Raw genomic sequence first — 24309 nt, 5'->3', positions numbered from 1 at the left:
CCGATTCCGGCATATCGACTTCCCACCCCGTACGTGAACAATGTTCTTCATGTCGTTCACCGAATCCGCGCAGGACATGCGGGACGAGCTCGTCCAGTTGCGTCACTCGCTGCACACCACACCGGAGCTGGGCCTGGCGCTGCCGCGCACCCAGGAGAAGGTGCTCGCCGCCCTCGACGGGCTGCCGCTGGAGATCACCCTCGGCTCGGGCCTCAGCTCGATCACCGCCGTCCTGCGGGGCGGCCGGCCGGGGCCCGCCGTGCTGCTGCGCGGGGACATGGACGCGCTGCCCGTCGCCGAACGCAACGACCTGCCGTACATCTCCCAGATCGACGGGCGGATGCACGCCTGCGGGCACGACCTGCACACCACGATGCTGGCGGGTGCCGCGCACCTGCTGAACGCCCGGCGCGAGGAGCTGGCGGGGGATGTGATCTTCATGTTCCAACCAGGTGAGGAGGGGTATGAAGGCGCCAAGCACATGATCGACGAGGGGGTGCTGAACGTGACGGGCACGCCTCCGGTCGCCGCCTACGGCATGCACGTCGTCTCCTCGATCCTGCCACCGAAGGTGTTCGCCTCCCGGCCCGGCCCGATCATGGCGGCGGCCGACGTGTTCACCGTGACGGTCAAGGGCAGTGGCGGGCACGGCTCCACCCCGCACCGGGCCAAGGACCCGATCCAGGCTGGCTGCGAGATGGTCTCGGCGCTGCAGTCGATGGTCACCAGGACGTTCGACGTGTTCGATCCCGTCGTGGTCACGGTGGGCAGTTTCCACGCCGGGTCCACCGACAACGCCATCCCGGACGAGGCCCGCTTCGAGGCCACGGTGCGCACCTTCAGCAAGAGCAACCGGGCGCTGGTGAAGCGGCGGCTGGTGGAGGTGGTGGAGGGCATCGCGGCGGCGCACGGGCTGGGCGTGGAGGCGTCGTTCGGGATGGGCTATCCGGTGACGGTCAACGATCCCACCGAGGCCGACTTCGCCGGGCGGACGGCGGACGCGCTGTTCGGGCCCGGCCGTTACTTCGTCGCGCCGCAGCCGGTCATGGGCTCGGAGGACTTCTCGTACGTGCTGGCGGAGGTGCCGGGCGCGTTCGTCTTCCTCGGCGCCTGCCCGCCGGACCGCGACCCGGCGACCGCGGCCTACAACCACTCCCCCGAGGCGCAGTTCGACGACGCGGTGCTGCCGGACGGGGCCGCGCTCTACGCCTCGCTCGCGCACACCCGGCTGAGCGCCGCCGATGCGAGCCTGGGCGGTTGACCGGCCCGGCCCGATGGGGTCCCGGCCGCTGCGGATGGTGGAGCGGCCGGTGCCGGTCCCCCGGCCCGGCGAGGTGCTGGTGCGCGTCGAGGCGTGCGGCGTGTGCCGGACCGACCTGCACCTGGCGGAGGGGGATCTGGCGCCGCACCGGCCGCTGACGACGCCCGGCCATCAGGTGGTGGGGCGCGTGGTGCGGCCCGACGGGAGCGACGGGGGCCGCGTCGGCGTGGCCTGGCTGCGCTCGACCTGCGGAAGCTGCCGCTACTGCCTACTCGGCAGGGAGAACCTCTGCCCCCGCTCCACCTACACCGGCTGGGACGCCGACGGCGGCTTCGCCGAGTATCTGACGGCGCCCGCCGCGTACGTCTACCCGCTCCCTGAGGACGTGCCGGCCGAGCGGCTGGCGCCGCTGCTGTGCGCGGGGATCGTCGGCTACCGGGCGCTGCTGCGCTGCGACCTGCCGCCGGGCGGCCGGCTGGGCGTGTACGGCTTCGGCGCGTCGGCGCACCTGACCGCGCAGGCCGCGATCGCGCTGGGCGCCGTCGTGCACGTGGTCACCAGGGCGGCCGCGCACCGGGAGCTGGCCCTGGAGCTGGGCGCCGCCTCCGCGCTGGACCGGCCGCCGGAGCCGCTCGACGCGGCCATCCTGTTCGCGCCCGCCGGCGAGCTGGTGCCCGTCGCGCTGGAGGCGCTCGATCGGGGCGGCACGCTCGCCGTGGCCGGGATCCATCTGACCGACATCCCGTCGCTGAACTACGACCGGCACCTGTTCCAGGAGCGGACGCTGCGCAGCGTCACCGCCAACACCCGCGCGGACGGCCGCGCTTACCTGGATCTGGTACGAGCGCATCCGCCCGTGGTACGCAGCGTCCCCTACGCCTTCGAGGACGCTGACCAAGCCCTGACAGATCTGTCCAATGACCAGGTCAAAGGCGCTGCCGTTCTGCACGTATGCTGATGACACGCAGCGTGGAAAGAAGCGTCATCTCGCAGGGGCATGAAGGAAAGTTACATTAGCCTCACAACCACTGGAGATTATTGACGCGCCCTGCCCCTGACCGTAGGGTCCGGTCAACCCCAACAGATCCTCATCAGGTCCGAACTTCCCCGGAGCGGTACATGAAGCGACTAGCAGCGGTAGTGACGCTGGCGAGCCTCGCCGCCGTCACGGCCTGCAGCGGCGGCGGCACCACCAACCAGTCCGGTTCGGGCGGTGGGGGCGGCCTCTTCACCACGATCGACGTGAACAGGCCGGGCATCGACGCGAACGCCCCCGCCAACCCGTACAACCCGAAGGGCAATTCCTTCCTGGGTTACAACGCGATGAAGCTCGCCTGGGTCAAGAACCACCTGACCGACCCGAACCAGTTCTATCCGGGCATCGCCGAGAGCTGGGAGATCGCCCCGGACAACTCGTCGATCACCATCAAGCTGCACCCGGACAACAAGTGGTCCGACGGCAAGCCGGTGACCGCCGAGGACGTCAAGCTCTCCATCGGCATCGCCTACACCCAGGGCAGCACCGCCTTCGCCATCACGCCGGGCGCGGCGGGCGCGGCCGCGGACGTGGAGGTCGTCGACGCGCAGACGGTCAAGGTCACGCAGGACATGGACAACCCGAGCGCCAAGTTCGCCCGGGGCGTCCTCGACACCTTCGTCGCCCCCGCGCACGTGTGGAACAGCGTGCTGCCCGCCGACTTCTGGGACAAGCTCAAGGCTTCCCGCGGCACCGGCGCCGACGCCGAGAAGGCGCGCGAGGAGATCACCGCCCTGGGCGAGAAGATCATCGCCTTCGCGCCGCCGAAGGACACCTCCGCCGGCCCCTTCATCCTGGAGCGGGTGAACCCGGGCGAGGCCCTGCTGGTCAAGAACAAGAACTTCTACAACGCCGCCAAGGTCGCTCCCGACCAGGTGAAGTTCCTCAACTACACCGGCAACGAGCAGATCTGGAACTACCTGATCTCCGGCAAGCTCGACCACGCCGGCTTCACCGCGGCCCCGGCCGACGTGATGAACCGGATCAAGCAGGCTCCCGGCAGCAACATCATCAAGGGCTTCTCACCGGTGGCCGTCGGCCTGGCCTTCAACCAGACCAAGAAGCCGTACGACAACGTGCACGTGCGCAAGGGCCTGGCCTACCTCATCAATCGTGAAGAGGTCGTCAAGGTCGCCTCGCCCGAGGGCGGCACCGCGGCGGTGACCACCTCCGGCATCCACCAGAAGCCGGCCCAGGAGTGGCTCGGCGCCGAGCTCAACTCGCTGGAGCCCTACGCGTTCGACGTGGCCAAGGCCGAGGCGGAGTTCAAGGAGGCCGGACTGCAGAAGAAGGACGGCAAGTGGGCGCTGGCGGACGGCAAGCCGTGGAAGGTCACGATGACCGCGCCGGCCGGCTTCTCCGACTGGATCTCCGCCCAGGAGAACATCAAGGGCCAGCTCACCAAGAACGGTGTGGACGCCGAGGTCGTCACGGTCGCCGACTACCCCCTCTACCTGGAGGAGCTCGCGGCCGGCAAGTACGACGCCGGATTCTGGCTGCTCGCGCTCGGCCCCGCGCCGTACGACATCTTCCAGCGCTTCTTCGGCGCCTCCAACGGCTGGACCAACGTCGCGGGCAAGATCAAGCACTCCCCTGCGGGCAAGGCCGGCAACTGGATGGGCAGCGCTGAGGAGATCGACATCGAGGGCGTCGGCAAGGTCAACCCCGGGGAGCTGACGGGCAAGCTCAACGCCGCCAGCGCCGACGAGGCCAAGCCGATCATGCTCCAGCTGGCCAAGGCGGCCAACCAGGACCTGCCCGCCATCCAGCTCTGGGACTACGTGAACACCCAGTTCACCAACACCAGTCGCTTCAGCGGCTTCCCCGAGCAGGAGAGCGACCTGCTGCGTCTACCGGCCGGCGTCTGGATGCAGCTCGGCATGGTGAAGAAGGCGCCATGACCACAATGGTCATCGCACGGCGACTCGCGGGCCACCTGGCCCGCGGGCTCGTCATGATCCTCGTTGTCGCCACGATCAGCTTCTTCATCATCCGCAACATCCCCGGCGACCCCGTCGCGGCCCGCTACCAGAAGCTGCTCGAGCAGGGCATGTCACCAGAGGCCGCCGAGCGCGCCACGGCCGTCATGTACGGCTTCCTGCCCGACGGGACGCTCGGCGAGCAGTACCGCGACTACCTGTTCGGACTGTTCCGCTTCGACCTCGGCGTATCGGTCGTCAACCCGGGCACCCCGGTGACGTCGGTGCTGGCCGAGGCGGCCAAATGGACCGTTCTACCGGTGCTGGCGGGCACGCTGCTGAGCTTCCTGGTCGGCGTCATCATGGGCGTCTACGCGGCCATCAAGCGCTCGGGAAAGCTCGGCGACGTGCTGGCCGTCTCCGGCTCACTGCTGCACGGCGTGCCGCAGTACGTCCTGGCCCTGCTGATGGGCGCGATCTTCACGACACTCATCCCGATCCTGCCGTCGGGCGGCACCGCGGACATCCTCTTCGAGCCCGGGTTCAACGCCGGCTACATCGGCTCGCTGATCGAGCACGCCACCCTGCCGGTCGTGACCTACGCGCTGGCCAGCTACGGCGGCTGGATCCTGGCCATGAAGTCGAGCGTGGTCACCGTGCTCGGCGACGACTTCATCCTGGCGGCCGAGCTGCGCGGGATGAAACGGTCGATCATCTTCCGCTACGTGGCGCGCAACGCGATCCTGCCGCTGTTCACGATTCTCGCCCTCTCGCTGGGCCTGCTGTTCGGCGGCTCGATCTTCATCGAGCGGATCTTCAACTATCCGGGGCTGGGCTTCCTGCTCATCGACAGCATCACCAACCGTGACTACGCGCTGATGGGCGGTGCGTTCCTGCTCATCACCGGGGCGATCATCGTGGCCAACATCCTGGCCGACCTCTTCTACACAGTGATCGACCCCCGGGTCCGCTCCAGCGAGGAGGCATCGTCATGAGCAGTGTCATCCTGGAGACCGGCGGCACGGCCGCGACCATGCGCCGCAACTTCTGGGCGGGCGTCTGGCGGGTGATGAAGCGCAAGCCCAGCCGCCTGGTCGGCGCCATCATCGTGCTCGGCTTCGCCTTCATGGGCGTGTTCGGGCCGATGTTCTACCCCGAACTGCTGCCGCGCGACACCTCCGCCCTGTACGCGCCGATGAGCGCCCAGCACTGGTTCGGCACCGACGGCCAAGGCCGCGACGTGGTGGCCCTGGTCATCACCGGCTCGCGTTACGTGCTGCTGAGCGCGCTGGTCACCGCCGTCATCACGGTGGTGCTCGGCACCACGATCGGCCTGTTCTCCGGCTTCAAGCGGGGCCGATGGGACACCGTGCTGATGCGGCTGACCGACATGAAGCTCACCATCCCGGGACTGCCGCTGCTGCTGGTGCTGTCGACCGTCTGGAAGTTCGGCAGCGCCGTGGAGATGGGTCTGCTGCTCGGGCTGCTCGGCTGGGGCGGTGTGGCGCGGGCGGTGCGCTCGCAAACGCTGTCGCTGCGCGAGCGCGGCTTCATCGAGGCGGCGCGCGGGCTCGGCCTGTCCACGAGCCACATCGTGGGCAAGGAACTGCTGCCCAGCATGGCGCCGTACATCGCGATGAACATGCTCATCGCGGTCACCGGCGCCGTGTACGCGCAGGTGGGCCTGTTCTTCCTGGGCGTGCTGCCTTACGAGGCGGACAACTGGGGCGTCATGCTCAACCTCGCCGTGTTCGGCGGCGGCGCTCTGACCACGACGGCGGCCCTGCCGTACATGCTGGCGCCGCTGCTCGCGATCCTGCTGCTGACGCTCGGCATCGTGCTCGTGGTGGACGCCATGGACGAGATCTTCAACCCCCGGCTGCGGGAGGAGTAGCAGTGCCAGAACAAGCGCCGGGAGTGCGCATCGACGGCCTCACGGTCGTCTACAAGACGGCGGCGGGCGAGCTGCCCGCCGTGCGTGACATCAGCCTGACCCTGGAGCCCGGCACCATCACCGGCATCGTCGGCGAGTCCGGCTCCGGCAAGTCGACGCTGGCCCTGTCGCTGCTGAACGCGGTCCAGCCGCCGGGCCGGATCGCGGCCGGCAGCGTCGAGATCGACGGCCTCGGCGACGTGGTGGGCCTGCGGGGCGAGGAGCTGCGCAAGGCCAGGGGCAGGCACGTCGGGTACGTCTTCCAAGCCGCCCAGAACTCCCTGAACCCTCTCAAGACAGTCGGCAAGCAGCTGCTCGACCTGGGCCGCTCGCACGGCGTGGAGGACCTGCGGGGCCTGGTCCGCGAGGCCAAGGAGCTGCTGGGCCGGATGGGCCTGGACGGCGCCCGGGTGCTCGACTCGCACCAGCACGAGCTGTCGGGCGGCATGCGCCAGCGCGTCGGCATCATGCTGGCGCTGGTGCTCAACGCCCACCTGGTGGTGCTGGACGAGCCGACCACCGCCCTGGACATGATCACGCAGGCGAACATCCTGAAGATCGTCCGTGAGGTGCACGCCGAGCGCGGCCTGACCACCCTGGTGATCACGCACGACATCGGCGTGGTGGCCGAGGTCGCCGACCGGCTCGCCGTCATGTACGGCGGGCGGCTGGTGGAGCAGGGTCCCACCCGCGAGGTGCTGGGCGCGCCCAGCCATCCTTACACCAGGGGCCTGATCAAGGCCATCCCGCGCCTGGTGGGCGACATCGACGAGGCCCAGGCACTGCCGGGCCGGCCGCCGACGCTGACCTCGGTGCCGGACCAGGGCTGCGTCTTCAGGGACCGGTGCCCGCTGCGCATGGACGTCTGCGACACCGTGGACCCGGCGGCGGTCCCGCTCGGATCGAGGATCGTCGCCTGCCATGCGGTGAACGTGAAGGAGCACGCGTGATTACCGGCCAGGGCATCGTCAAGACCTTCAAGCAGCGCGGCAACATCCTGGGCGGCCGGGAGGTGCGGGCGCTGCGCGGGGTGGACTTCGCCATCCCCAAGGGCGGCGCGGCGTCGTTCATCGGCGAGTCCGGCTGCGGCAAGACCACGCTGGGCCGGATCATCGCCGGACTGGAGTCCTACGACGAGGGCGAGCTGGTCATCGGCGACACGGCCATGTCGGAGCTGAAGCACAAGCAGCGGCAGCCGCACTTCCGCAAGATCCAGCTGATCCACCAGGACCCCTACTCCGCGCTCAACCCGACCCGGACCATCCACCAGACGCTGAACGCCCCGCTGAGCCTGCGCGCCAAGCAGACCGGCCGGTCGAAGAAGTGGATCGAGGAGCGGGCGGCCGAGGTGCTGTCGCTGGTGGGGCTGGACGCGGGCACCGTGCTGGCCCGCTACCCGCACCAGCTGTCCGGCGGGATGCGCCAGCGGGTCGTGATCGCCCGCGCGCTGACGGTCGACCCGGAGATGCTGGTCGCCGACGAGGCCGTGTCGATGATCGACGTGTCGCTCCGGCTGGGCATCCTGGCCCTGCTGAAGGACCTGCGCGAGCGGCTCGGCGTCAGCGTGCTGTTCATCACCCACGACGTGGCCACCGCCCGCTACATCGGCGGCGACGGCGAGCTGTACGTGATCTACCGTGGTCAGGTCGTCGAGCGCGGCCCGGTGGACACGGTCATCGCCGACCCGGTGCACCCGTACACGCAGTCGCTGCTGTCGGCCATCCCGGTGCTGCACGGGCTGGAGCAGCCCGGCGAGCAGCCGGTGGTGCCGCTGGAGCCGCTGGACCAGCTCCTGGACGACACCGGCTGCCTGTTCACCGGGCGCTGCCCGTTCCGCGGCGAGCGGTGCGCCGGGGAGCGCCCGCTGCTGCAGGTCACGGAGGGGGTCCCGCAGGAGCACGCCTGTTTCTATCCGGAGCGCCGCAGCGTGATCGCGCGCCCGCTGAGCGAGGTGTGACGTGGCCGCTGCCGAACGGGTCCGTCTCGCCGGGGCGGCCGAGCTGGACGAGGCCGGCGAGGTGGCGCGGGCGGCGCTGACGTACGAGGCCGGCGAGGGGGCCGAGCTGGTGCGGCGGCTGGCCCGCCCGCCGCGGGACCGGCGCTGGACGGCGTTGCTGGCCGACGGCGGCGTCGCCATGGCGTCGATGTCCACCGCCGACCCGGCCGTCGGCCACCTCGACCTGCTGGCCGTGCACCCGGACGCGCAGGGGCGCGGGCTCGGGCTCGGGCTGGTGCGCGCGGCCGAGGACTGGCTGCGCGAGCAGGGCGCGCTACGGGCCCGCTTCGCCGGCAATCCGCCGTGCTACGCCTGGCCGGGCATCGACGTGCGCTACACCGCCGCCGCCTGCCTGGCCGAGGGGCTCGGCTACGAGCGCTACCAGGTCGCCTGGAACATGACCGCCGACCTCGACGACGCGGATCTGAGCGTGGCCGAGGGCCTGGAGCGGCTGGCGGAGGCCGGCGTGGCCGTGCACGCGGCCGGCCCGCCGGCGAGCGAGGACCGCGAGCGGGTGGTGGCGTTCGTCCGCGAGCACTGGAACGACAGCTGGGCGTGGGAGGCCGCCACCGCCACCGGCGTGCACTACGCCGAGCGGGACGGCGCCGTCCTGGCCTTCGCCGCGTGGGGCGCCAGGCCCGGCTGGTTCGGCCCGACGGGGACCGCGCCGGCCGCCAGGAAGCTCGGGCTGGGCCGGGTGCTGCTGCGCCGCTGCCTGGCCGACCAGCGCGCGGCCGGCCAGCGGACCGCCCAGATCGGCTGGGTCGGCCCGCTGCGGTTCTACTCACGCGCCGTCGGCGCCCGCGCCGAACGGGTCTTCTGGCTGTACGGGCGCGAACTGGCGTGAAGTCACCCGTACAGGAGCGATCCGTCGGGGTGGCCGGGCTCGGGGCAGAGCGCGCGCGGATCCTCGCCGGCGTCCAGGCTCCGGCTGAGCGTGTCGGAGCCCCACAGGTGGTCCAGGAACAGCTCGGTCCCCCGCCAGACCAGGTCGTCGGCGTACAGGGTGCGGGCCACGTGCAGCATCGACAGGCCCGTCAGCACGGGCCGGAACGCCGACGCGTCGTGCACGTGCAACTGGACGCCGCTCACGGGGGTGCCGGCGTGCTTGTGGAACGTCGGGGTGAACCACGTCTGCCGGAACCGCACCCCCGGCAGGCCGAGCGCGGTGAGCGCGGGCGCGAACCTGTCGTCCGCGTACGGTGCGCCGACCAGCTCGAACGGCCGGGTGGTGCCGCGCCCCTCGGAGAAGTTCGTCCCCTCGAACAGGCCGGTGCCCGGATAGACCAGGGCGGTGTCGGGCGTCGGCATGTTCACCGACGGCATCACCCAGGGCAGGCCGGTGGCGGCGAAGGTGAGCTCGCGCCGCCAGCCTTCCATCCGGATCACCCGCAGGTCCACGTCGAAGCCGAACAGCGTGGCCAGCTCGCCGGCCGTCCTGCCGTGCCGCAGCGGCAGCGGGAACCTGCCCACGAAGCTGGCGAACGCCAGATCGAGCGGCGGCCCCTCGGTGATCGTGCCGCCGAGCGGATTGGGCCGGTCGAGCACCACGAACCGCAGCCCCAGCCGCGCCGCCGACGCCAGCAGGTCGTACATCGTCCAGACGTAGGTGTAGAAGCGGGCGCCCACGTCGGCGATGTCGAACACCAGCGTGTCCACGCCGGAGCGCGCCACCAGCTCGTCCAGCGCCTGGCCTGCGGCCTTGTGCGTGTCGTAGATCGGCAGTCCGGTGCGGCGGTCCACGGTGTCCGGCTCGCTGAAGTTCGCCTGCGCGGTGCCCCGGACGCCGTGCTCGGGCCCGAACAGCGCGGTGAGCGGCACACCGGCCGCCATCAGGGCGTCGACGGTGTGGGTCAGGTCGGGCAGGACGCCGGTGGGGTTGGTGATCAGGCCGAGGCGGGATCCGCCCGCCAGCGAGGGATCCGCGGCCAGCCGTTCGGCGCCGGTTCGTACATAGGTCATAACCCCATAGTCTGAAAGATATTTACAACAGATACGTAAAGGGTGGAAATTAGCGTCATGATTGATTCGCTACCCGAGCTGCCCACCGAGCAGAGCGATCCCCGCTACAGCCAGATCGATCAGCTCCCCACGGGCGAGATCGTCAAGCTGATGAACGAGGCCGACGCGAGCGTGCCCGCGGCCGTCGCGCTGGCCGTGCCCGCCATCACCGGCGCGATCGAGGCGATCGCGGCCCGCATGCTCAAGGGCGGCCGGCTGCTCTACGTCGGCGCGGGCACGTCGGGGCGGCTGGCGGTCCTCGACGCCTCCGAATGCCCGCCCACCTTCGGCACCGACCCCGAGCTCGTGCAGGGCGTCATCGCCGGCGGCCCGGACGCGCTGACCCGCTCCGTCGAGGGCGCCGAGGACGACGCCGAAGCCGGCGCCGCCGCGCTCGCCGGCCTTGACGTGGGCCCGCTCGACTCGGTGGTGGGCGTCTCCGCCAGCGGGCGCGCCCCCTTCGTGCTGGGCGCACTGGCCGAGGCGACCCGGCGGGCGGCGCTGACCGTCAGCCTGTCCTGCAACGACGGCGCGCCGCTGTCGGCCGCCGCCGAGCACCCCATCGAGGTGGTCGTGGGACCCGAGGTGGTGACCGGCTCCACCCGGCTCAAGGCCGGCACCGCCCAGAAGCTGGTGCTCAACATGATCTCCACGGTCTCGATGGTCCGGCTCGGGCGGACGTACGGCAATCAGATGATCGAGATGTCGGCGATGAACACCAAGCTCGCGGGCCGGGCGGTGCGCATGGTCAGCGACATCGCCGGCGTCGGCCGCGAGGTCGCCGCCGAGGCCCTGGACGCGGCCGGGGGGCAGGCCAAGGTGGCGGTGCTGATGATCCAGCACAGCCTGGACGCCGAGCAGGCCCGCGCCCTGCTGCACTCCCACGGCGAGCGCCTCAGCGACGCCCTGAGCGGCTGAACACCTGACGAGGCTGAAGCGGCCTTACGGTGCGCTCGCCTGACGGGGCCGGGAAGCTTACGGGGCTGAGCGGATCGCCCCGCCCTGCCGCGCTCCGAGCGGCTGCGGCGGTCTGGAGCGGGTGCGCTCACGGGGACGAGAGAACGGGGATGTGGGGGAATGTCTGATCGGCTGGACGCCATCCTGGCGGAAGCGGTGCCGCGCGTGTGCTCGGCCGCGGTGGCACTGATCGCGGTGGACGGGGCGGTGGTGGCCGCCCGCGCCACCGGAGAGCTGATCCGGTACGGCGACGCCGCCTTCACCTTCGCCGAGGACAGACCGCCCGCGCGGCGCGACTCGGTCTTCGACCTGGCGTCGATCAGCAAGCTGTTCACCACGTCCGTCATCGGGTCGCTGGTGGAGAAGGGGCTGCTGGATCTGGACGAGCCGGTGGCGACCTGGCTGCCGGGACGCGACGCCAGGATCACGATGCGCCGCCTGCTGACCCACACGGCCGGGTTCCAGCCCACCCGGCGCATCGACCTGGAGCTGCCGGACGCCGACCCGGCCACCCGCCTGGCCGTCATGCTGGACACGCCCATCACCGCGCCGGTCGGCGGGCCGTACCTCTACTCGGACGTCGGCCTGATCATGGCGGGCCGGGTGGCCGAGGTGGCCGGCGGCGCGCCGCTCGACGAGCTGGTCCGCGCCCGCGTCACCGGAGTGCTGGGGATGGCCGGCACCGGTTACCGGCCCGCGGCCGGCCTGCTGCCCCGGATCGCCGCCACGGAGTGGAAACCCGAGCGCCCGGGGCCCGGCTGCGTGCGCGGCGCGGTCCACGACGAGACCTCCTACGCGCTCGGCGGCGTCGCCGGGCACGCGGGGGTGTTCGGCACCGCCGACGACCTGCTGCGCCTCGGCGAGGCGCTCCGGCTCGGCGGCGGCCCCATGCTGGGCCCGGAGATGGTGGCCGAGATGCTGCGCGACCAGGGGGCCGAGGGCGCGCCGTTCCGGCACGGGCTCGGCGTCCGGCTGGGCGACCCCGGCATCGTCGGCCCGCTGGAGGGCGCCTTCGGCCACTCCGGCTTCACCGGCACCAGCCTGGTCGTCGACCCGGCGCACCGGCTGACGGTGATCCTGCTGACCAACGCCGTACACCCGCTGCGCGGCCGCGACGGCATCCGCGACCTCCGCACCGCCGTCGCCACCGAGGCCCTGCACCTGGCCCGCCGAACGTAGCCGCCTGGCCCGCCGACCCAGACCGGCCCGCCGGACGTAGCCTGGCTCCTGAAGCCCCGGAAGGAGCGCACCCGTGCCCGTGCACCTGAATCACACCATCGTGGCGGCCCGCGACAGGGACGCGACCGCCGAATTCCTGACGGACGTTCTCGGCCTGCCACCCGCCACGACCTTCGGACCGTTCAAAGTGGTCTCGCTCGGCAACGACGTCTCGCTCGACGTCGTCCAGGCCGGCCCCGACGTGCACCCCCAGCACTACGCCTTCCTGGTCGGGGAGGACGAGTTCGACGAGATCTGGGGGCGCATCAAGCGCTACAACCTCACCTACTACGCCGACCCGTACCACCGGCAGGCCGGCCAGATCAACACCAACGACGGCGGCCGCGGCCTCTACTGGCTCGACCCGAACGGCCACAACCTGGAGATCATCACCGTCCCGTACGGCGGCTGACCCAGCGGGGACGACGTCAGGGCAGGCGCTGAAGACCGCGTTCAGGCCGATGGGGCCAGCACCTCCAGGGCCTCCTCGGCCCGGCGCAGCGCCTCCTTCGGGTCGGCGGAGATGATGTCCGGGGCGAAGTTGAGGTCGTGGAACACCTCCGTCACCCCTTCGGCCGCGAGCGCGGCCAGGTCACTCCGGATCTCCGCCACCGTGCCCTGGAGCGGCCGCCGGTCCGGGCCGCCGCCCTCGTTGATCCGCGTCACCCCCCGGCAGACGAACCGCAGCGCCTCAGGATCCCGGCCCGCCTCCTCGGCCACCGCCTTGATCATGCGGATCCGCGGCCCGATGGCCGACAGGTCCTCCTTGCTGGAGCTGACCCACCCGTCCGCCAGCCGGCCCGCGCGCCGCAGCGCCGCGTCGGTCTTGCCGCCGAGCAGGAGGGGCGGCGGCGGGGACGGCTTGGGCGCGATGTGGGACGGCGGGATCCGGTAGAACTCGCCCTCGTGCTCGACCACCTCGTCCGTCCACACCTTGCGCAGCACCTCGACGAACTCCTCGCCTCTGTCTCCCCGGCGCTCGAAGCCCGTGCCCGTGGCCTCGAACTCCTCCGGCACCCAGCCGAGCCCGATCCCGGCCGTCAGCCTGCCGCCGGAGAGGATCTGCAGCGTGGCGAGCTGCTTGCCCAGCATGGCCGGCTGGACGTAGGCGTTGAGCACGGCCACACCGAGCCGGATGGAGCGCGTCGCCCCGGCCAGGTAGGACAGGGCGACGAGCGGATCGTGGGCGCTGCGGTAGGTCTGCCCCATCGGGTGCCCGACGGGATAGAGCAGCCGCTGAAAGGTCCACAGCTCGTGATAGCCGAGCTCCTCCGCCCGGGTGGCCACGCGGCGCATGTGGTCGGGGGTGGCCCAGGGCCCTGACTGAGGCACGGCGAAACCTATTCTCATGAGCCCTAGTCTGTACGAGTGGGTCTTGAGGCGGAGCTGGCAGGGGTCGCGGGAGCGTACGGCGGCAGGGGTGAGCCCGTCCTCCATCCGACGCGGACGGACGTGGTGGTGCTGCGCCGTGGCGAGGTCGTGGTCAAGGCGCACTCGTTACGCGACGACGTGGAGGCGCTGCGGCCACGGCTGCGCGCGACCGCCTCGGCCGCGCTGGCCGGAATCATGCTGGCGCCGCTGGAGCCGGAGGTGCTGTCGGTGGCGGGCCGCGCGGTGACGGTCTGGCCGGCCGGGCGCCCCATCAGGCAGGACGAGACGGACTCCGCGCCCTGGGAGGAGGGGGCGAGGCTGCTCGCCCGGCTGCACGCCGTCCCGCTCACGCTGCTGCCGGCGCTGCCTCCCGCGGGCGGTCCCGCCCGGGCGGCCCGCGCGGTGCGGCGCATGACCGGCGACGGCCCCGTCGAGCAGCTCGTACGGCGGGCGTTCGCGGAGTTGCCCGCCCCGGAGCGGCTCCCGGCCCTGGCGACCCATGGCGACTGGCACCTGGGCCAGCTCGTCCGGCGGGACCGCTGGCTGCTCATCGACGTGGACGACCTCGGCGTGGGCGACCCGGCCTGGGACCTTGCCAGACCGGCCGCCTGGTACGCCGCGGGGTTACTCGAACCTGCCGTCTGGGATCGCTTTCTGGGCGCTTACCAAGCCTCCGGCGGGCCCGCGCTGGGCGCCGGTCAGGACCCGTGGCAGCGCCTCGACCTGCCCGCCAGGGCGCTGACCGTGCAACTGGCCGCGGTGGCGGTGGTCAACGCCGCCCGCGAGAGCCGGGAACTCGACGAGGTCGAGCATTCGTTGGTCGAATCGTGCAACAGAATCGTCAGAGCATGACGGCGTTGCGCGCGGTAGGTTTTGGTCAACACCACGAGGCCGAGGAGACCGACTAGATGCAGTGCCCGAAGTGCCGCGGAAACATGCGGACATATGAGCGCAACGGCGTCCACATCGAGCAGTGTGACGGCTGCCGGGGAATCTTCCTGGACTACGGCGAGCTCGAGACGCTGTCCCGGATGGAGTCGGCCTACCACGCCGCTCCCCCGCCTCCCGCGCCCGGCCCGGCGTGGGGAGCCCCTCAGCACCACGGCGGCCACGGCGGCCACTACGGTCACAAGCGCCAGCGCAGCTGGGTCAACCAGCTGTTCTCGACCTGATCGAGCGAGCCGGCCGCGCGCCCCTGGTGCGCGGCCCGCTTCGTACGGCCGGCTCAGCCGAGGAACACGGCAGCTCAGCCGGGGAAACGGCCGGCTCAGCCGGGGAAGTCGTCGGGGTCGACCGGTGAGGTGCGGGCGTTGCCGCCGGTGATCGCGTGCAGGGTGATGCGCCAGTCGGTCCAGCGGATCTGCGTGGCGGTGATCGTCGTCTTGAACTTCACGGACTTCTGAAACCGCTGGAAGCTGCATTCGCGGTTGAAGGCGCCCCTCTTGCGGTCCCAGTCGACGCCGTGGGTGAAGTAGACCCGGTAGGTGCCGTCGCTGACGTTGTTGATCTTGAACTTGGCCTTCCTGCGCACGTACACGCTGAGCACTTTCGACTTGCCGCGCATCACGTTGATGACCGCGTCGCGGCTGCCGCCGTTGTGGATCTGCAGGAAGCTGCGCCCGCCCAGGCCGCTCTTGCGCAGGAAGGTGCCGTTGCTCAGCCGCCTGGTCTGCTTCTTGCCCGCCTTCACCGACACGATGTCGGCCGGGTAGTCGCCGGCCGACTGCAGCGCCTCGCCCGTCTTGTCGAGCTCGGACAGCGAGCCGCCGAGGTCGGCGAGCACGGCGGGCGGGGTGCACAGGTCGAAGGCGCCGACCTTGACCGCGGTCGCGTCGAGATCGCCCGCCACCTGGCGCAGGCTGGCGACGTAGGCGTCGTGCTGGGCCTGGACCTCGGGCGGCGGCGCCAGCGCGGCGAGCTCGGTGGCGGCGCCGTCGAGCGCCTTCCTGGTCCGTTCCACCCGCTGGTCCAAGGTCTTGACGGTGCGCGCGGCCACCATCGACTTGATCGCGCCGCTCATGCTCTTCTGCCTGGTGGCGAGCTCGGTCTTGTACGCCTCGGCGGTCAGCGCGCTCGGCGTGGGGCTCTGCTCCACCGAGGTGCCGGGGTCGCCGCCTCCGGCGACGCCGCTCGCTCTGGGCTCGCCGCCGGTCAGGGTGGGGCCCGTCGAGGTGCACGCGCTGAGCGTGAGTGTCGCCAGGGCGAGTGCGCAGGGAATCATCCGGGAGGCAGCCACCCGCCACACTATTTCCCGCTTCATCCCACCACGTCAATCTGCGTTCAAGCCACTACACCCTTTATGTCCCGCAGCAGGTGACAGGCCACGACCATCGACTGATTCGCCCCGTTCGTCCTAGAGTCGGCTCATCCCCCCACTGGAGGTCAGGCATGTCGAGCATCCCCGTCCTGCTCCGCGACCGGATCGCGGCCACTCCCGACGCCGAGGCCTACCGCACGCCCTCGGGTGACGGCTGGAGCTCGATGTCCTGGCGGGAGGTCGGCGAGCGGGTGCGCGGGCTGGCGCTCGGGCTGGCCGAGCTGGGGGCCGGCCCGGGCACCAGGGTGTCGATCCTCTGCTCCACCAGGGTCGAGTGGGTGCTGTGCGACCTGGCGGTGCTGTCGACGGGGGCGGCCACCACCACGATCTACCCGTCCAACACCGCGGCCGAGTCGGCGTTCGTCATCACCGACTCCGGCAGCACGATCGTCATCGCCGAGAACGACGACCAGGTGGCCAAGCTCACATCCGTGCGCAAGGAGCTGCCCGACGTCACGAACGTCGTGGTGATCGACGGTACGGCCGGCGACGACGGCTGGGTGATCACGCTGGACTCGGTGCGCGGCGAGGGCGACTACGACGCCATGGTGGACGCCATCGGGCCGGACGCCGTGGCCACGCTCATCTACACCTCCGGCACCACCGGCCGCCCCAAGGGCGTCGTCCTCACCCATGACAACTGGCTCTACGCCGCCGGCGCCGTGCGCGAGCTCGGCCTGCTGTCCGGCGATGACCTGCACTTCCTGTGGCTGCCGCTGTCGCACTCGTTCGGCAAGCTGCTGGAGGTGGTGATGATCGGCATCGGCGTGCCCACCGCCATCGACGGCCGCCTGGACCGGATCGCCGACAACCTGGGCATCCTCCAGCCGACCTTCATGGCCGCGGCGCCGCGCATCTTCGAGAAGATCCACAACACCGTGACCGCCACCCAGCGGCGCGAGGGCGGCGTCAAGCTGAAGATCTTCGAGTGGGCGCGGGCGACCGGCATCAGGGTCGTCAAGGCACGCCAGCACGGCGCGGCGATCCCGCTGACCACCCGGCTGGAGTTCGCGGTGGCGGACCGGCTGGTCTTCAGCAAGCTGCGGGCCAGGTTCGGCGGCCGTATCCGCTTCTTCATCTCGGGGGCGGCGCCGCTCTCGCAGGAGATCGCCGAGTTCTTCGACGCGGCGGGGCTGACGATCCTGGAGGGCTACGGCCTCACCGAGTCCTCGGCCGGCAGCTTCCTCAGCCGGCCCGGCAACGTGAAGTTCGGCACGGTCGGGCTGCCGTTCCCCGGCACCGAGGTGCGCATCGCCGAGGACGGGGAGATCCTGATCGGCGGGCGCGGCATCATGCGCGGCTACCACGACCTGCCGGCGGAGACGGCCGAGGCGCTGGAGGACGGCTGGCTGCACACCGGCGACATCGGCGAGCTCGACGCCGAGGGGCGGCTGGCCATCACCGACCGCAAGAAGGAGCTGATCAAGACCTCCGGCGGCAAGTACATCGCGCCCACCTATCTGGAGGGCCGCCTCAAGGCGACGTGCCCGTACCTGTCGCACGTGTTCGTGCACGGTGACCGCCGCAACTACTGCACGGCGCTGGTGACGCTGGACCTGGACGTGACCGTACCGTGGGCGCGGTCGCTCGGGCTGCCCACCGACCCGGAGGAGCTGCGCGCGCACCCGCGCATGCGCGAGGAGGTCGAGAAGGCGGTCGAGCAGGTCAACGCCGAGCAGGCCAGCTACTCCACGATCAAGAAGTTCGCCATCCTGGCCCAGGACTTCACGGTCGAGGGCGGGGAGCTCACGCCCAGTCTCAAGGTCAAGCGCAAGTCCGTCGAGCAGCGGTACGGCGACACCCTCGACGCCTTCTACCAGGATCCCGTCTGAGCGGCGCGACGCCCTCCGACGAGCTTGCGCGGCATCGGCGCGACATCCCCGAGGTGACGTTCCACGAACGGTTCCGGCGCCGCTCGTCACGTCGCCACGCCGACGGCGTACGATCTCCAAAGCGCATGGTGGCCGAACCGTTCGGCATGGCAAGATAGTCCGATCGATTCGCGGCGATCTTCGCCGATCTAGGAGCATCTATGCGACGTGCTCGCAGTATGGGTGGCCTGAGGGACATGCCCGAGGGGGAGTCCCGCAGGACGGGGCCGACGGCCCTGCGCATGCTGGTCGGGGCGCAACTGCGGCGGCTTCGTGAGGCGCGGGGGATCACGCGCCAGCGCGCCGGCCACGAGATCCACGGCTCGCACTCCAAGATCAGCCGCATGGAGCTCGGCCGGAGCGGTTTCAAGCTCCACGACGTGGCCGACCTGCTCTCTCTGTACGGCGTGGACGAGGCCGAGCGCTCGGCCGTGCTCTCCCTCGCCGAGCAGGCCAACTCCCTCCCCTGGTGGCAGGAGTACCGCGACGTGATCCCCGACTGGTTCGAGGGCTATCTCGGGCTGGAGCAGGACGCGTCGCTGATCCGCATCTACGAGGTGCAGCTCATCCCGGGCCTGCTGCAGACCGAGGACTACGCGCGCGCGGTCATCGCCCAGGGCTATGACACCGTCACGGCCGAGCAGATCGAGCGCCGGGTGGCGATGCGGATGCACCGCCAGCGGATCCTGATCCCGCCCTCCTCGCGCAAGGTCTGGGTGGTGCTGGACGAGGGCGCGCTGCATCGGCAGGTCGGCGGCAGCGCCATGATGCGCGCCCAGCTCGAACACCTCTCCGAGCTCGCCGGCCGGCCGCACATCACGATCCAGGTGCTGCCGTTCACCTCCGGCGCCCATGTCGGCGGGGTGGGGCCGATCACCATCATGCGCTTCGCCCAGGCGGAGCTGAACGACGTGGTCTACCTCGAACAGGTCAACGGCGCCCAGTACCTCAACAGGGAGTCCGAGGTGCTCCCCTACCAGCATCTGCTGAACAAGCTGGGCATCCACGCCCAGCCCATGGCCTCCACCCCGGCGATCCTCCGCAGGATCATGAGCCGGCTGTAGGCGATTCCGCCGTGGTTCCGGCCGTAAGACCCGCTGTGGTTTCGGCCGTAAGACCCGCTGTGGTTTCGGCCGTAAGGCCCACTGTGGTCGTACGCCTCAGTCCGTGCCGCGCTTGAAGACGGACAGCAGCCGGTCGGCCGCCAGCGACGGGGGCAGCGTGCCGGCCAGCACCTCGCGCTCCACCTCGGCGCTGATCGCCGCCACCTCCGGGTCGTTGCGCAACTCGGCGAGCAGGCGGTCGCGGACCAGCGCCCAGGTCCACTCCACCTGCTGACGGCTGCGCTTGGCGGCCAGGTCGAGGCCCTGCTGGTGGGCGCGGACCTGACGCCACACCTCCTCCAGCCCTTCACCGGTGAGCGCGCTGCAGGTCAGCACGGGAGGCGGGGGCGTGTCGGAGCGGAGCATGCGCAGCGCCCCGGCCAGCTCGCGGGCCGCCTTCCTGGCCGCGAGCGCGTGCTCGCCGTCGGCCTTGTTGACCGCGATGACGTCCGCCAGCTCCAGCACCCCCTTCTTGATGCCCTGGAGCTGGTCCCCGGTGCGCGCCAGGGTGAGCAGCAGAAAGGTGTCCACCATGTCCGCCACCGCCGTCTCGGACTGGCCGACGCCGACGGTCTCGACCAGCACCACGTCGAACCCGGCCGCCTCCACCACGACCATGGCCTGCCTGGTCGCCTTGGTGACGCCGCCGAGCGTGCCCGACGTGGGCGAGGGCCGGATGAACGCGGCCGGGTCCACGGACAGCCGGGCCATCCGCGTCTTGTCACCGAGGATGCTGCCGCCGGTCCTGGTGGAGGAGGGGTCCACGGCCAGCACGGCCACCTTGTGCCCCTGGCCGGTCAGCGCCGTGCCGAGCGCGTCGACGAAGGTCGACTTGCCGACGCCGGGCACCCCGGACACGCCCACCCGCCTGGCCTGGCCCGAGAGCGGCGTCAGCTCGACCAGCAGCCGCTGCGCCAGCGCCTGGTGATCCGGCCTGGTGGACTCCACGAGCGTGATCGCCCGAGCGACCCACGTACGCGAGCCGGCCTTGACGCCCCCCACGTAGTCCTCCAGCGACCGCACCCGCGGCCCCCTTTCCCGGATCCTGTTCGCTGCGGCCTACGGGCGTTCGCCGAGCTCCACGAGGAGCTCAAGGGCGGCGGTGGCGATCACCGTGCCGGGCGGGAAGATCGCGGTGGCTCCGGCGGCGCGCAGCTCGGCGAAGTCGTCCGGCGGGATGACGCCGCCCACCACGATCATCACGTCCTCGGCGTCCAGGTCGGCGAGGGCCTGCTTGAGCGCCGGCACCAGGGTGAGGTGACCGGCCGCCAGCGTGGAGACGCCGACGATGTGCACGTCGGCCTCGACCGCCTGCCGGGCCACCTCCTCCGGCGTCTGGAACAGCGGGCCGACGTCCACGTCGAAGCCCAGGTCGGCGAAGGCGGTGGCGATGACCTTCTGGCCGCGGTCGTGGCCGTCCTGGCCCATCTTGGCGACCAGGATGCGCGGGCGGCGGCCTTCGGCGCGCTCGAAGTCCGCGCACGCCTGACGCGCCCGTTCGATGTCTCCGGCCGGTCCGGCCTCGTCGCGGTACACCCCCGAGATGGTACGGACCTGCCCGGCGTGCCGGCCGAACACCCGCTCCAGCGCGGCGGAGATCTCCCCCACGGTGGCCTTGGCGCGGGCGGCGTCGACGGAGAGCTTGAGCAGGTTGTTCTCCAGGCCGGGCGCGGCGTTGTCGGCGGCCTTGGTGAGCGCGTCCAGCGCCCGGCCGACCTCGTCCTCGTCGCGCTCGGCCCTGAGCCTGCGCAGCTTGTCGAGCTGCTGGGCGCGCACCGCCCCGTTGTCGACCTTGAGCACCTCGATGGGCTCGTCGGCGTCGGGCCGGTACTTGTTGACACCGATGACCGGCTGGCGGCCCGAGTCGATGCGGGCCTGGGTGCGGGCGGCGGCCTCCTCGATGCGGAGCTTGGGCAGGCCCGCCTCGATCGCCTTGGCCATGCCGCCCGCCTCCTCGACCTCCTGGATGTGGGTCCAGGCGCGTTCGGCCAGGTCATGGGTGAGGCGTTCGACGTAGTAGGAGCCGCCCCACGGGTCGATCACCTGGGTGGTGCCGGACTCCTGCTGCAGCAGGAGCTGGGTGTTGCGGGCGATGCGGGCCGAGAAGTCGGTCGGCAGCGCGAGCGCCTCGTCCAGGGCGTTGGTGTGCAGGGACTGGGTGTGGCCCTGGGTGGCGGCCATGGCTTCGACGCAGGTGCGGGCGACGTTGTTGAAGACGTCCTGGGCGGTGAGCGACCAGCCGGAGGTCTGGGAGTGCGTCCGCAGACTCAACGATTTCGGATTTTTCGCATTAAATCCGGATACGAGGTTGGCCCACAGCAGGCGCGCCGCCCGGAGCTTGGCGACTTCCATGAAGAAGTTCATGCCGATGCACCAGAAGAAGGACAGCCGTGGCGCGAACCGGTCCACGTCCATCCCGGCGGCGATGCCGGCCCGCAGGTATTCGACCCCGTCGGCCAGGGTGTAGGCGAGCTCCAGATCGCAGGTGGCCCCGGCCTCCTGGATATGGTAGCCAGAAATACTAATAGAGTTGAATTTCGGCATCTTTTCACTCGTATAAGCGAAAATATCCGAGATTATGCGCATGGACGGGGTCGGCGGATAGATGTACGTGTTCCGTACCATGAATTCTTTGAGGATGTCGTTCTGGATGGTGCCGGCGAGCTGCTCGGGCGCCACCCCCTGCTCCTCGGCCGCGACGATGTAGAGCGCCAGGACCGGCAGCACCGCCCCGTTCATGGTCATCGACACCGACATCCGGTCCAGCGGGATCCCGTCGAACAGCTGCCGCATGTCGTAGATGGAGTCGATCGCCACCCCCGCCATCCCGACGTCGCCGGCGACCCTCGGGTGGTCGGAGTCGTAGCCCCGGTGCGTGGCCAGGTCGAAGGCCACCGACAGGCCCTTCTGCCCGGCCGCGAGGTTGCGCCGGTAGAAGGCGTTGGAGTCCTCGGCCGTGGAGAAGCCCGCGTACTGGCGGATCGTCCACGGCTGGTTGACGTACATGGTGGGATAAGGACCCCGCAGGTACGGCGCCGCACCCGGATAGGTGTCCAGGAAGTCGAGCCCCCGCAGGTCCTGGGCCGTATAGAGGGGTTTGACCGCGATCCCCTCCGGCGTCAGCCACGGCTCACTCCCGGGCGGCTCGGCGGCTGCCGCCGACGGGTCCATGCCATCCGGTACGGACTTGGCAGGGGCGTACGAAGCCGACGGGTCCGGTACGGACGTGGCCGGGGCGTCCGATGCCCTGGGCGGCGCGCCGGGTGGCACGGGGCGGGCCGGGTCGGTCAGCGGGATGCCGGCGAAGTCCGGGATCATGCGGTCACCTCCAGGTCGCGGAAGGTCGTGCGGAGGACATCGAGCGCGTCACACCCGGCGAACAGGCACGCGTCGACACCGGTATAGCGTTCCTTCCCCGCCAGCCAGACCCGATGGGCGCCCGCCCGTCTCAACGCGGCGGCCACCGCCTCGGCGTGCTCGCCGTACAGCCTGTCGCTGGAGCACAGACAGGCGACGGTGGCGCCGCTGACGGCGAAGGCCGTGGCGATCTGCTCCGGGTCGGTGCCGGGACCGGCCGTCTCGGTGGCCAGCCCGCCCGCGTGGAACAGGTTCGCGGCGAACGCGGCCCGAGCGGTGTGCGCCGCGACCGGGCCGATCGTGGCCAGAAAGACCTTCGGCCGTACGGGCTGCGCGTCGGCGAGATCACGCAACACCTCGAACTCCTGCGCGTACCGGATCACCGGCAACTCGGCCTCAGGAGGAGACCCGCCTGGCGCGGCTACCCCCTCATGGTTGGCGGAGGCGGCCGTGGAGGCGTGAAGAGGATCGTCGCCGGTGGCGGATCCGGCCGTGGAGGCGCGGAGAGGATCGTCGCCGGTGGCGGATGGGGCCGTGGAGGCGCGGAGGGGTTTCTCGTCGAGGTGGGCGAACTCGCTGACGCCGGTGATCGGGAGGCGGCGGTGCGCGATGTCGGCGGCGCGGCGCTCGCGAGTGGCCGCGATCCGGCTGGAGATCAGCTCGCCCGCCGCCTCGACGCCGCCGGCCGCCTCGATCTCCTGGAACCAGGCCCACGCGCGCTCGGCCAGGTCGGCGGTGCGGCGCTCGACGGACCAGGAGCCGCCCGCCGGGTCGGCCACCCGGCCGACGCCCGCCTCCTCCAGGAGCAGCAGCTGGGTGTTGCGGGCGATCCGGCGGGAGAACGCGTCCGGCTGCCGCAGGGCGGCGTCGAAGGGCTGGACGGTGACCGCGTCGGCGCCGCCGACCCCGGCGGCGAAGCAGGCCAGGGTGGTGCGGAGCATGTTCACCCAGGGGTCGCGGGCGGTCATCATGGCCGAGCTCGTCACCGCGTGCTGGTGCTGCCGGCTCTCGACGCCGCACACGTCCGCGACCCTGGCCCACAGCTTTCTGGCGGCGCGCAGCTTGGCGATGGTGGCGAACTGGTCGTCGGTGGCCGCGTAACGGAACTCAAGCTGGCCGAACGCGAGCGCCGTCCCGAGGTGGTCCAGGGCCCGCAGGTTGGCGACCGCCAGGGCGATCGAGCAGCCCAGTTCCTCTGCGTCACTGGCGCCGGCGTCGTGGTAGGGCGTGGCGTCCACGGTGACGGCCCGCAGCCCGGGAAACTCGGCTGCACACCGCGCCGCGAGCTCAGCGGCCACCGCCGGTCCCACCGCACCGGGACCGACGGCCGAGGCGCCGAGATTCCCGCTGAGCACGGACGCGCCGCCCCGCACAGAGTCGCCGGGCCGTACGGAGCCGCCACCCTGCGCGGACTCTCCGTTCTGCCCGGAGCCGCCCTGCACAGAGCCGCCCTGCCCGGAGCCGCCCTGCCCGGAGCCGCCCTGCGCGGAGCGTGCGGTGGCCAGGGCGAACAGGGCTTCGGCCGCTTCCCGCGTGCGGGTGCCCGCGTCCAGGGTGATCGGCGCGAGGTCGAGGTAGACGTCCTTCAGGAGCGTGGGCAGCTCGGCGACGGGGATCGCCCCGTCGCCGACGACCAGCCAGAGCGAGGTGACCCCACCGGTCAGGTCGGCCAGCACCGCCTCAGGGTCGGCGAGGGCGTGCCGCTGCCTGATGTCCCACCCGGTGTCAGCCCGCGCTCGCCGCTCGAACGGCTCGGCACCGGGCAGGTCGGCAGCGTCGTAGAGCGGGGCGACCGTGATCCCGTCGAAGGTCCCGCTCGCCAGGGCCTCTTCCGGGGTGGCGGCCTCGACCCCCGACTTGCGGAGGACCGCGAGCGCCAGTGCCCGCCAGTCGTCACGGTCGGTGGAGGGGAATCCCGCTGCCAGATCCATGTTCTGGATAGTAAGCGCATGCTGGCACAGGTGGGACA

Annotated in this window: 21 protein-coding genes; 15 read left to right on the top strand and 6 right to left on the bottom strand. The window is 71.2% G+C overall.

Annotation, left to right across the window (positions count from 1 at the left end; genetic code table 11):
- Positions 1-49: 49 nt before the first annotated feature.
- The 8 genes from OHA68_RS31935 (at position 50) to OHA68_RS31900 (ending at position 8992) form a co-directional block, all read left to right on the top strand.
- Positions 50-1261, top strand: coding sequence for a M20 metallopeptidase family protein (locus OHA68_RS31935; RefSeq protein ID WP_327103545.1), 1212 nt, complete (start codon positions 50-52; stop codon positions 1259-1261).
- Complete coding sequence (locus tag OHA68_RS31930) at positions 1242-2219, top strand: zinc-dependent alcohol dehydrogenase family protein (protein ID WP_327103544.1); 978 nt, start codon at positions 1242-1244, stop codon at positions 2217-2219. Before OHA68_RS31935 ends, OHA68_RS31930 begins: the two co-directional genes overlap by 20 nt.
- Positions 2220-2380: 161 nt before the next feature.
- Positions 2381-4198 (top strand): ABC transporter substrate-binding protein, encoded by a 1818-nt coding sequence (locus OHA68_RS31925; protein WP_327103543.1) that lies wholly within the window; start codon positions 2381-2383, stop codon positions 4196-4198.
- Positions 4195-5211: an ABC transporter permease gene (locus OHA68_RS31920; protein ID WP_327103542.1), complete on the top strand. Its 1017-nt coding sequence runs from the start codon at positions 4195-4197 to the stop codon at positions 5209-5211. Before OHA68_RS31925 ends, OHA68_RS31920 begins: the two co-directional genes overlap by 4 nt.
- Complete coding sequence (locus OHA68_RS31915; protein WP_327103541.1) at positions 5208-6110, top strand: ABC transporter permease; 903 nt, start codon at positions 5208-5210, stop codon at positions 6108-6110. The genes OHA68_RS31920 and OHA68_RS31915 overlap by 4 nt, the downstream gene beginning before the upstream one ends.
- Positions 6111-6112: 2 nt before the next feature.
- Positions 6113-7099 (top strand): ABC transporter ATP-binding protein, encoded by a 987-nt coding sequence (locus tag OHA68_RS31910; protein ID WP_225277507.1) that lies wholly within the window; start codon positions 6113-6115, stop codon positions 7097-7099.
- Entirely contained in the window at positions 7096-8106 is a 1011-nt protein-coding gene (locus OHA68_RS31905) for an ABC transporter ATP-binding protein (RefSeq protein ID WP_327103540.1), read from the top strand. Before OHA68_RS31910 ends, OHA68_RS31905 begins: the two co-directional genes overlap by 4 nt.
- Before the next feature lies 1 nt (position 8107).
- Positions 8108-8992: a GNAT family N-acetyltransferase gene (locus tag OHA68_RS31900; protein ID WP_327103539.1), complete on the top strand. Its 885-nt coding sequence runs from the start codon at positions 8108-8110 to the stop codon at positions 8990-8992.
- 2 nt (positions 8993-8994) lie between these two features.
- Here the strand turns inward: OHA68_RS31900 and OHA68_RS31895 are convergent, their stop codons facing one another.
- Entirely contained in the window at positions 8995-10107 is a 1113-nt protein-coding gene (locus OHA68_RS31895; protein ID WP_327103538.1) for an exo-beta-N-acetylmuramidase NamZ family protein, read from the bottom strand.
- Between the two features lie 57 nt (positions 10108-10164).
- Between OHA68_RS31895 and murQ the strand changes: the two genes are divergently transcribed.
- The 3 genes from murQ (at position 10165) to OHA68_RS31880 (ending at position 12733) form a co-directional block, all read left to right on the top strand.
- Positions 10165-11064, top strand: a complete 900-nt coding sequence (gene murQ, locus OHA68_RS31890; RefSeq protein ID WP_189140203.1) for an N-acetylmuramic acid 6-phosphate etherase — start codon at positions 10165-10167, stop codon at positions 11062-11064.
- Between the two features lie 159 nt (positions 11065-11223).
- Positions 11224-12282, top strand: coding sequence for a serine hydrolase domain-containing protein (locus OHA68_RS31885; protein WP_327103537.1), 1059 nt, complete (start codon positions 11224-11226; stop codon positions 12280-12282).
- Between the two features lie 73 nt (positions 12283-12355).
- Positions 12356-12733 (top strand): VOC family protein, encoded by a 378-nt coding sequence (locus OHA68_RS31880; RefSeq protein WP_327103536.1) that lies wholly within the window; start codon positions 12356-12358, stop codon positions 12731-12733.
- 41 nt (positions 12734-12774) lie between these two features.
- Here the strand turns inward: OHA68_RS31880 and OHA68_RS31875 are convergent, their stop codons facing one another.
- Positions 12775-13671 (bottom strand): TIGR03619 family F420-dependent LLM class oxidoreductase, encoded by an 897-nt coding sequence (locus OHA68_RS31875; RefSeq protein WP_327103535.1) that lies wholly within the window; start codon positions 13669-13671, stop codon positions 12775-12777.
- Between the two features lie 18 nt (positions 13672-13689).
- On the opposite strand from OHA68_RS31875, the gene OHA68_RS31870 reads away from it, so the two are divergent.
- Both OHA68_RS31870 and OHA68_RS31865 read left to right on the top strand, forming a co-directional pair.
- Positions 13690-14544, top strand: coding sequence for an aminoglycoside phosphotransferase/kinase family protein (locus tag OHA68_RS31870; RefSeq protein WP_189140197.1), 855 nt, complete (start codon positions 13690-13692; stop codon positions 14542-14544).
- A gap of 56 nt (positions 14545-14600) precedes the next feature.
- Positions 14601-14864 carry a TFIIB-type zinc ribbon-containing protein gene (locus OHA68_RS31865; RefSeq protein WP_327103534.1) on the top strand — a complete coding sequence of 88 codons (264 nt, stop codon included), beginning with the start codon at positions 14601-14603 and terminating at the stop codon, positions 14862-14864.
- 95 nt (positions 14865-14959) lie between these two features.
- Here the strand turns inward: OHA68_RS31865 and OHA68_RS31860 are convergent, their stop codons facing one another.
- Positions 14960-15928, bottom strand: coding sequence for a hypothetical protein (locus tag OHA68_RS31860; protein ID WP_327103533.1), 969 nt, complete (start codon positions 15926-15928; stop codon positions 14960-14962).
- 152 nt (positions 15929-16080) lie between these two features.
- Here OHA68_RS31860 and OHA68_RS31855 point away from each other — a divergent pair, with 152 nt between their 5' ends.
- Together OHA68_RS31855 and OHA68_RS31850 are read left to right on the top strand one after the other, a co-directional pair.
- Positions 16081-17841, top strand: a complete 1761-nt coding sequence (locus OHA68_RS31855; RefSeq protein ID WP_327103532.1) for an AMP-dependent synthetase/ligase — start codon at positions 16081-16083, stop codon at positions 17839-17841.
- Between the two features lie 236 nt (positions 17842-18077).
- On the top strand, positions 18078-18944 hold the full coding sequence (locus tag OHA68_RS31850) for a helix-turn-helix domain-containing protein (RefSeq protein WP_327103531.1): 867 nt from the start codon (positions 18078-18080) through the stop codon (positions 18942-18944).
- A 96-nt stretch (positions 18945-19040) separates the two neighbouring features.
- Here the strand turns inward: OHA68_RS31850 and meaB are convergent, their stop codons facing one another.
- Genes meaB through OHA68_RS31835 form a run of 3 tightly spaced genes read right to left on the bottom strand, consistent with a single transcriptional unit; the run spans position 19041 to position 24271 of the window.
- Positions 19041-20006, bottom strand: coding sequence for a methylmalonyl Co-A mutase-associated GTPase MeaB (gene meaB, locus OHA68_RS31845; RefSeq protein WP_327103530.1), 966 nt, complete (start codon positions 20004-20006; stop codon positions 19041-19043).
- Between the two features lie 36 nt (positions 20007-20042).
- Positions 20043-22301: a methylmalonyl-CoA mutase gene (scpA, locus tag OHA68_RS31840; RefSeq protein ID WP_407674374.1), complete on the bottom strand. Its 2259-nt coding sequence runs from the start codon at positions 22299-22301 to the stop codon at positions 20043-20045.
- Positions 22298-24271 carry a methylmalonyl-CoA mutase subunit beta gene (locus OHA68_RS31835; RefSeq protein ID WP_327103529.1) on the bottom strand — a complete coding sequence of 658 codons (1974 nt, stop codon included), beginning with the start codon at positions 24269-24271 and terminating at the stop codon, positions 22298-22300. The genes scpA and OHA68_RS31835 overlap by 4 nt, the downstream gene beginning before the upstream one ends.
- Between the last annotated feature and the right edge of the window lie 38 nt (positions 24272-24309).

Origin of the sequence: Nonomuraea glycinis, from assembly GCF_035920485.1 — a bacterium.
Taxonomy (GTDB): Bacteria; Actinomycetota; Actinomycetes; order Streptosporangiales; family Streptosporangiaceae; genus Nonomuraea; species Nonomuraea glycinis.
The sequence above is the reverse complement of the archived record's forward strand: the minus strand, read 5'-3'. Positions and strand labels throughout refer to the sequence as shown.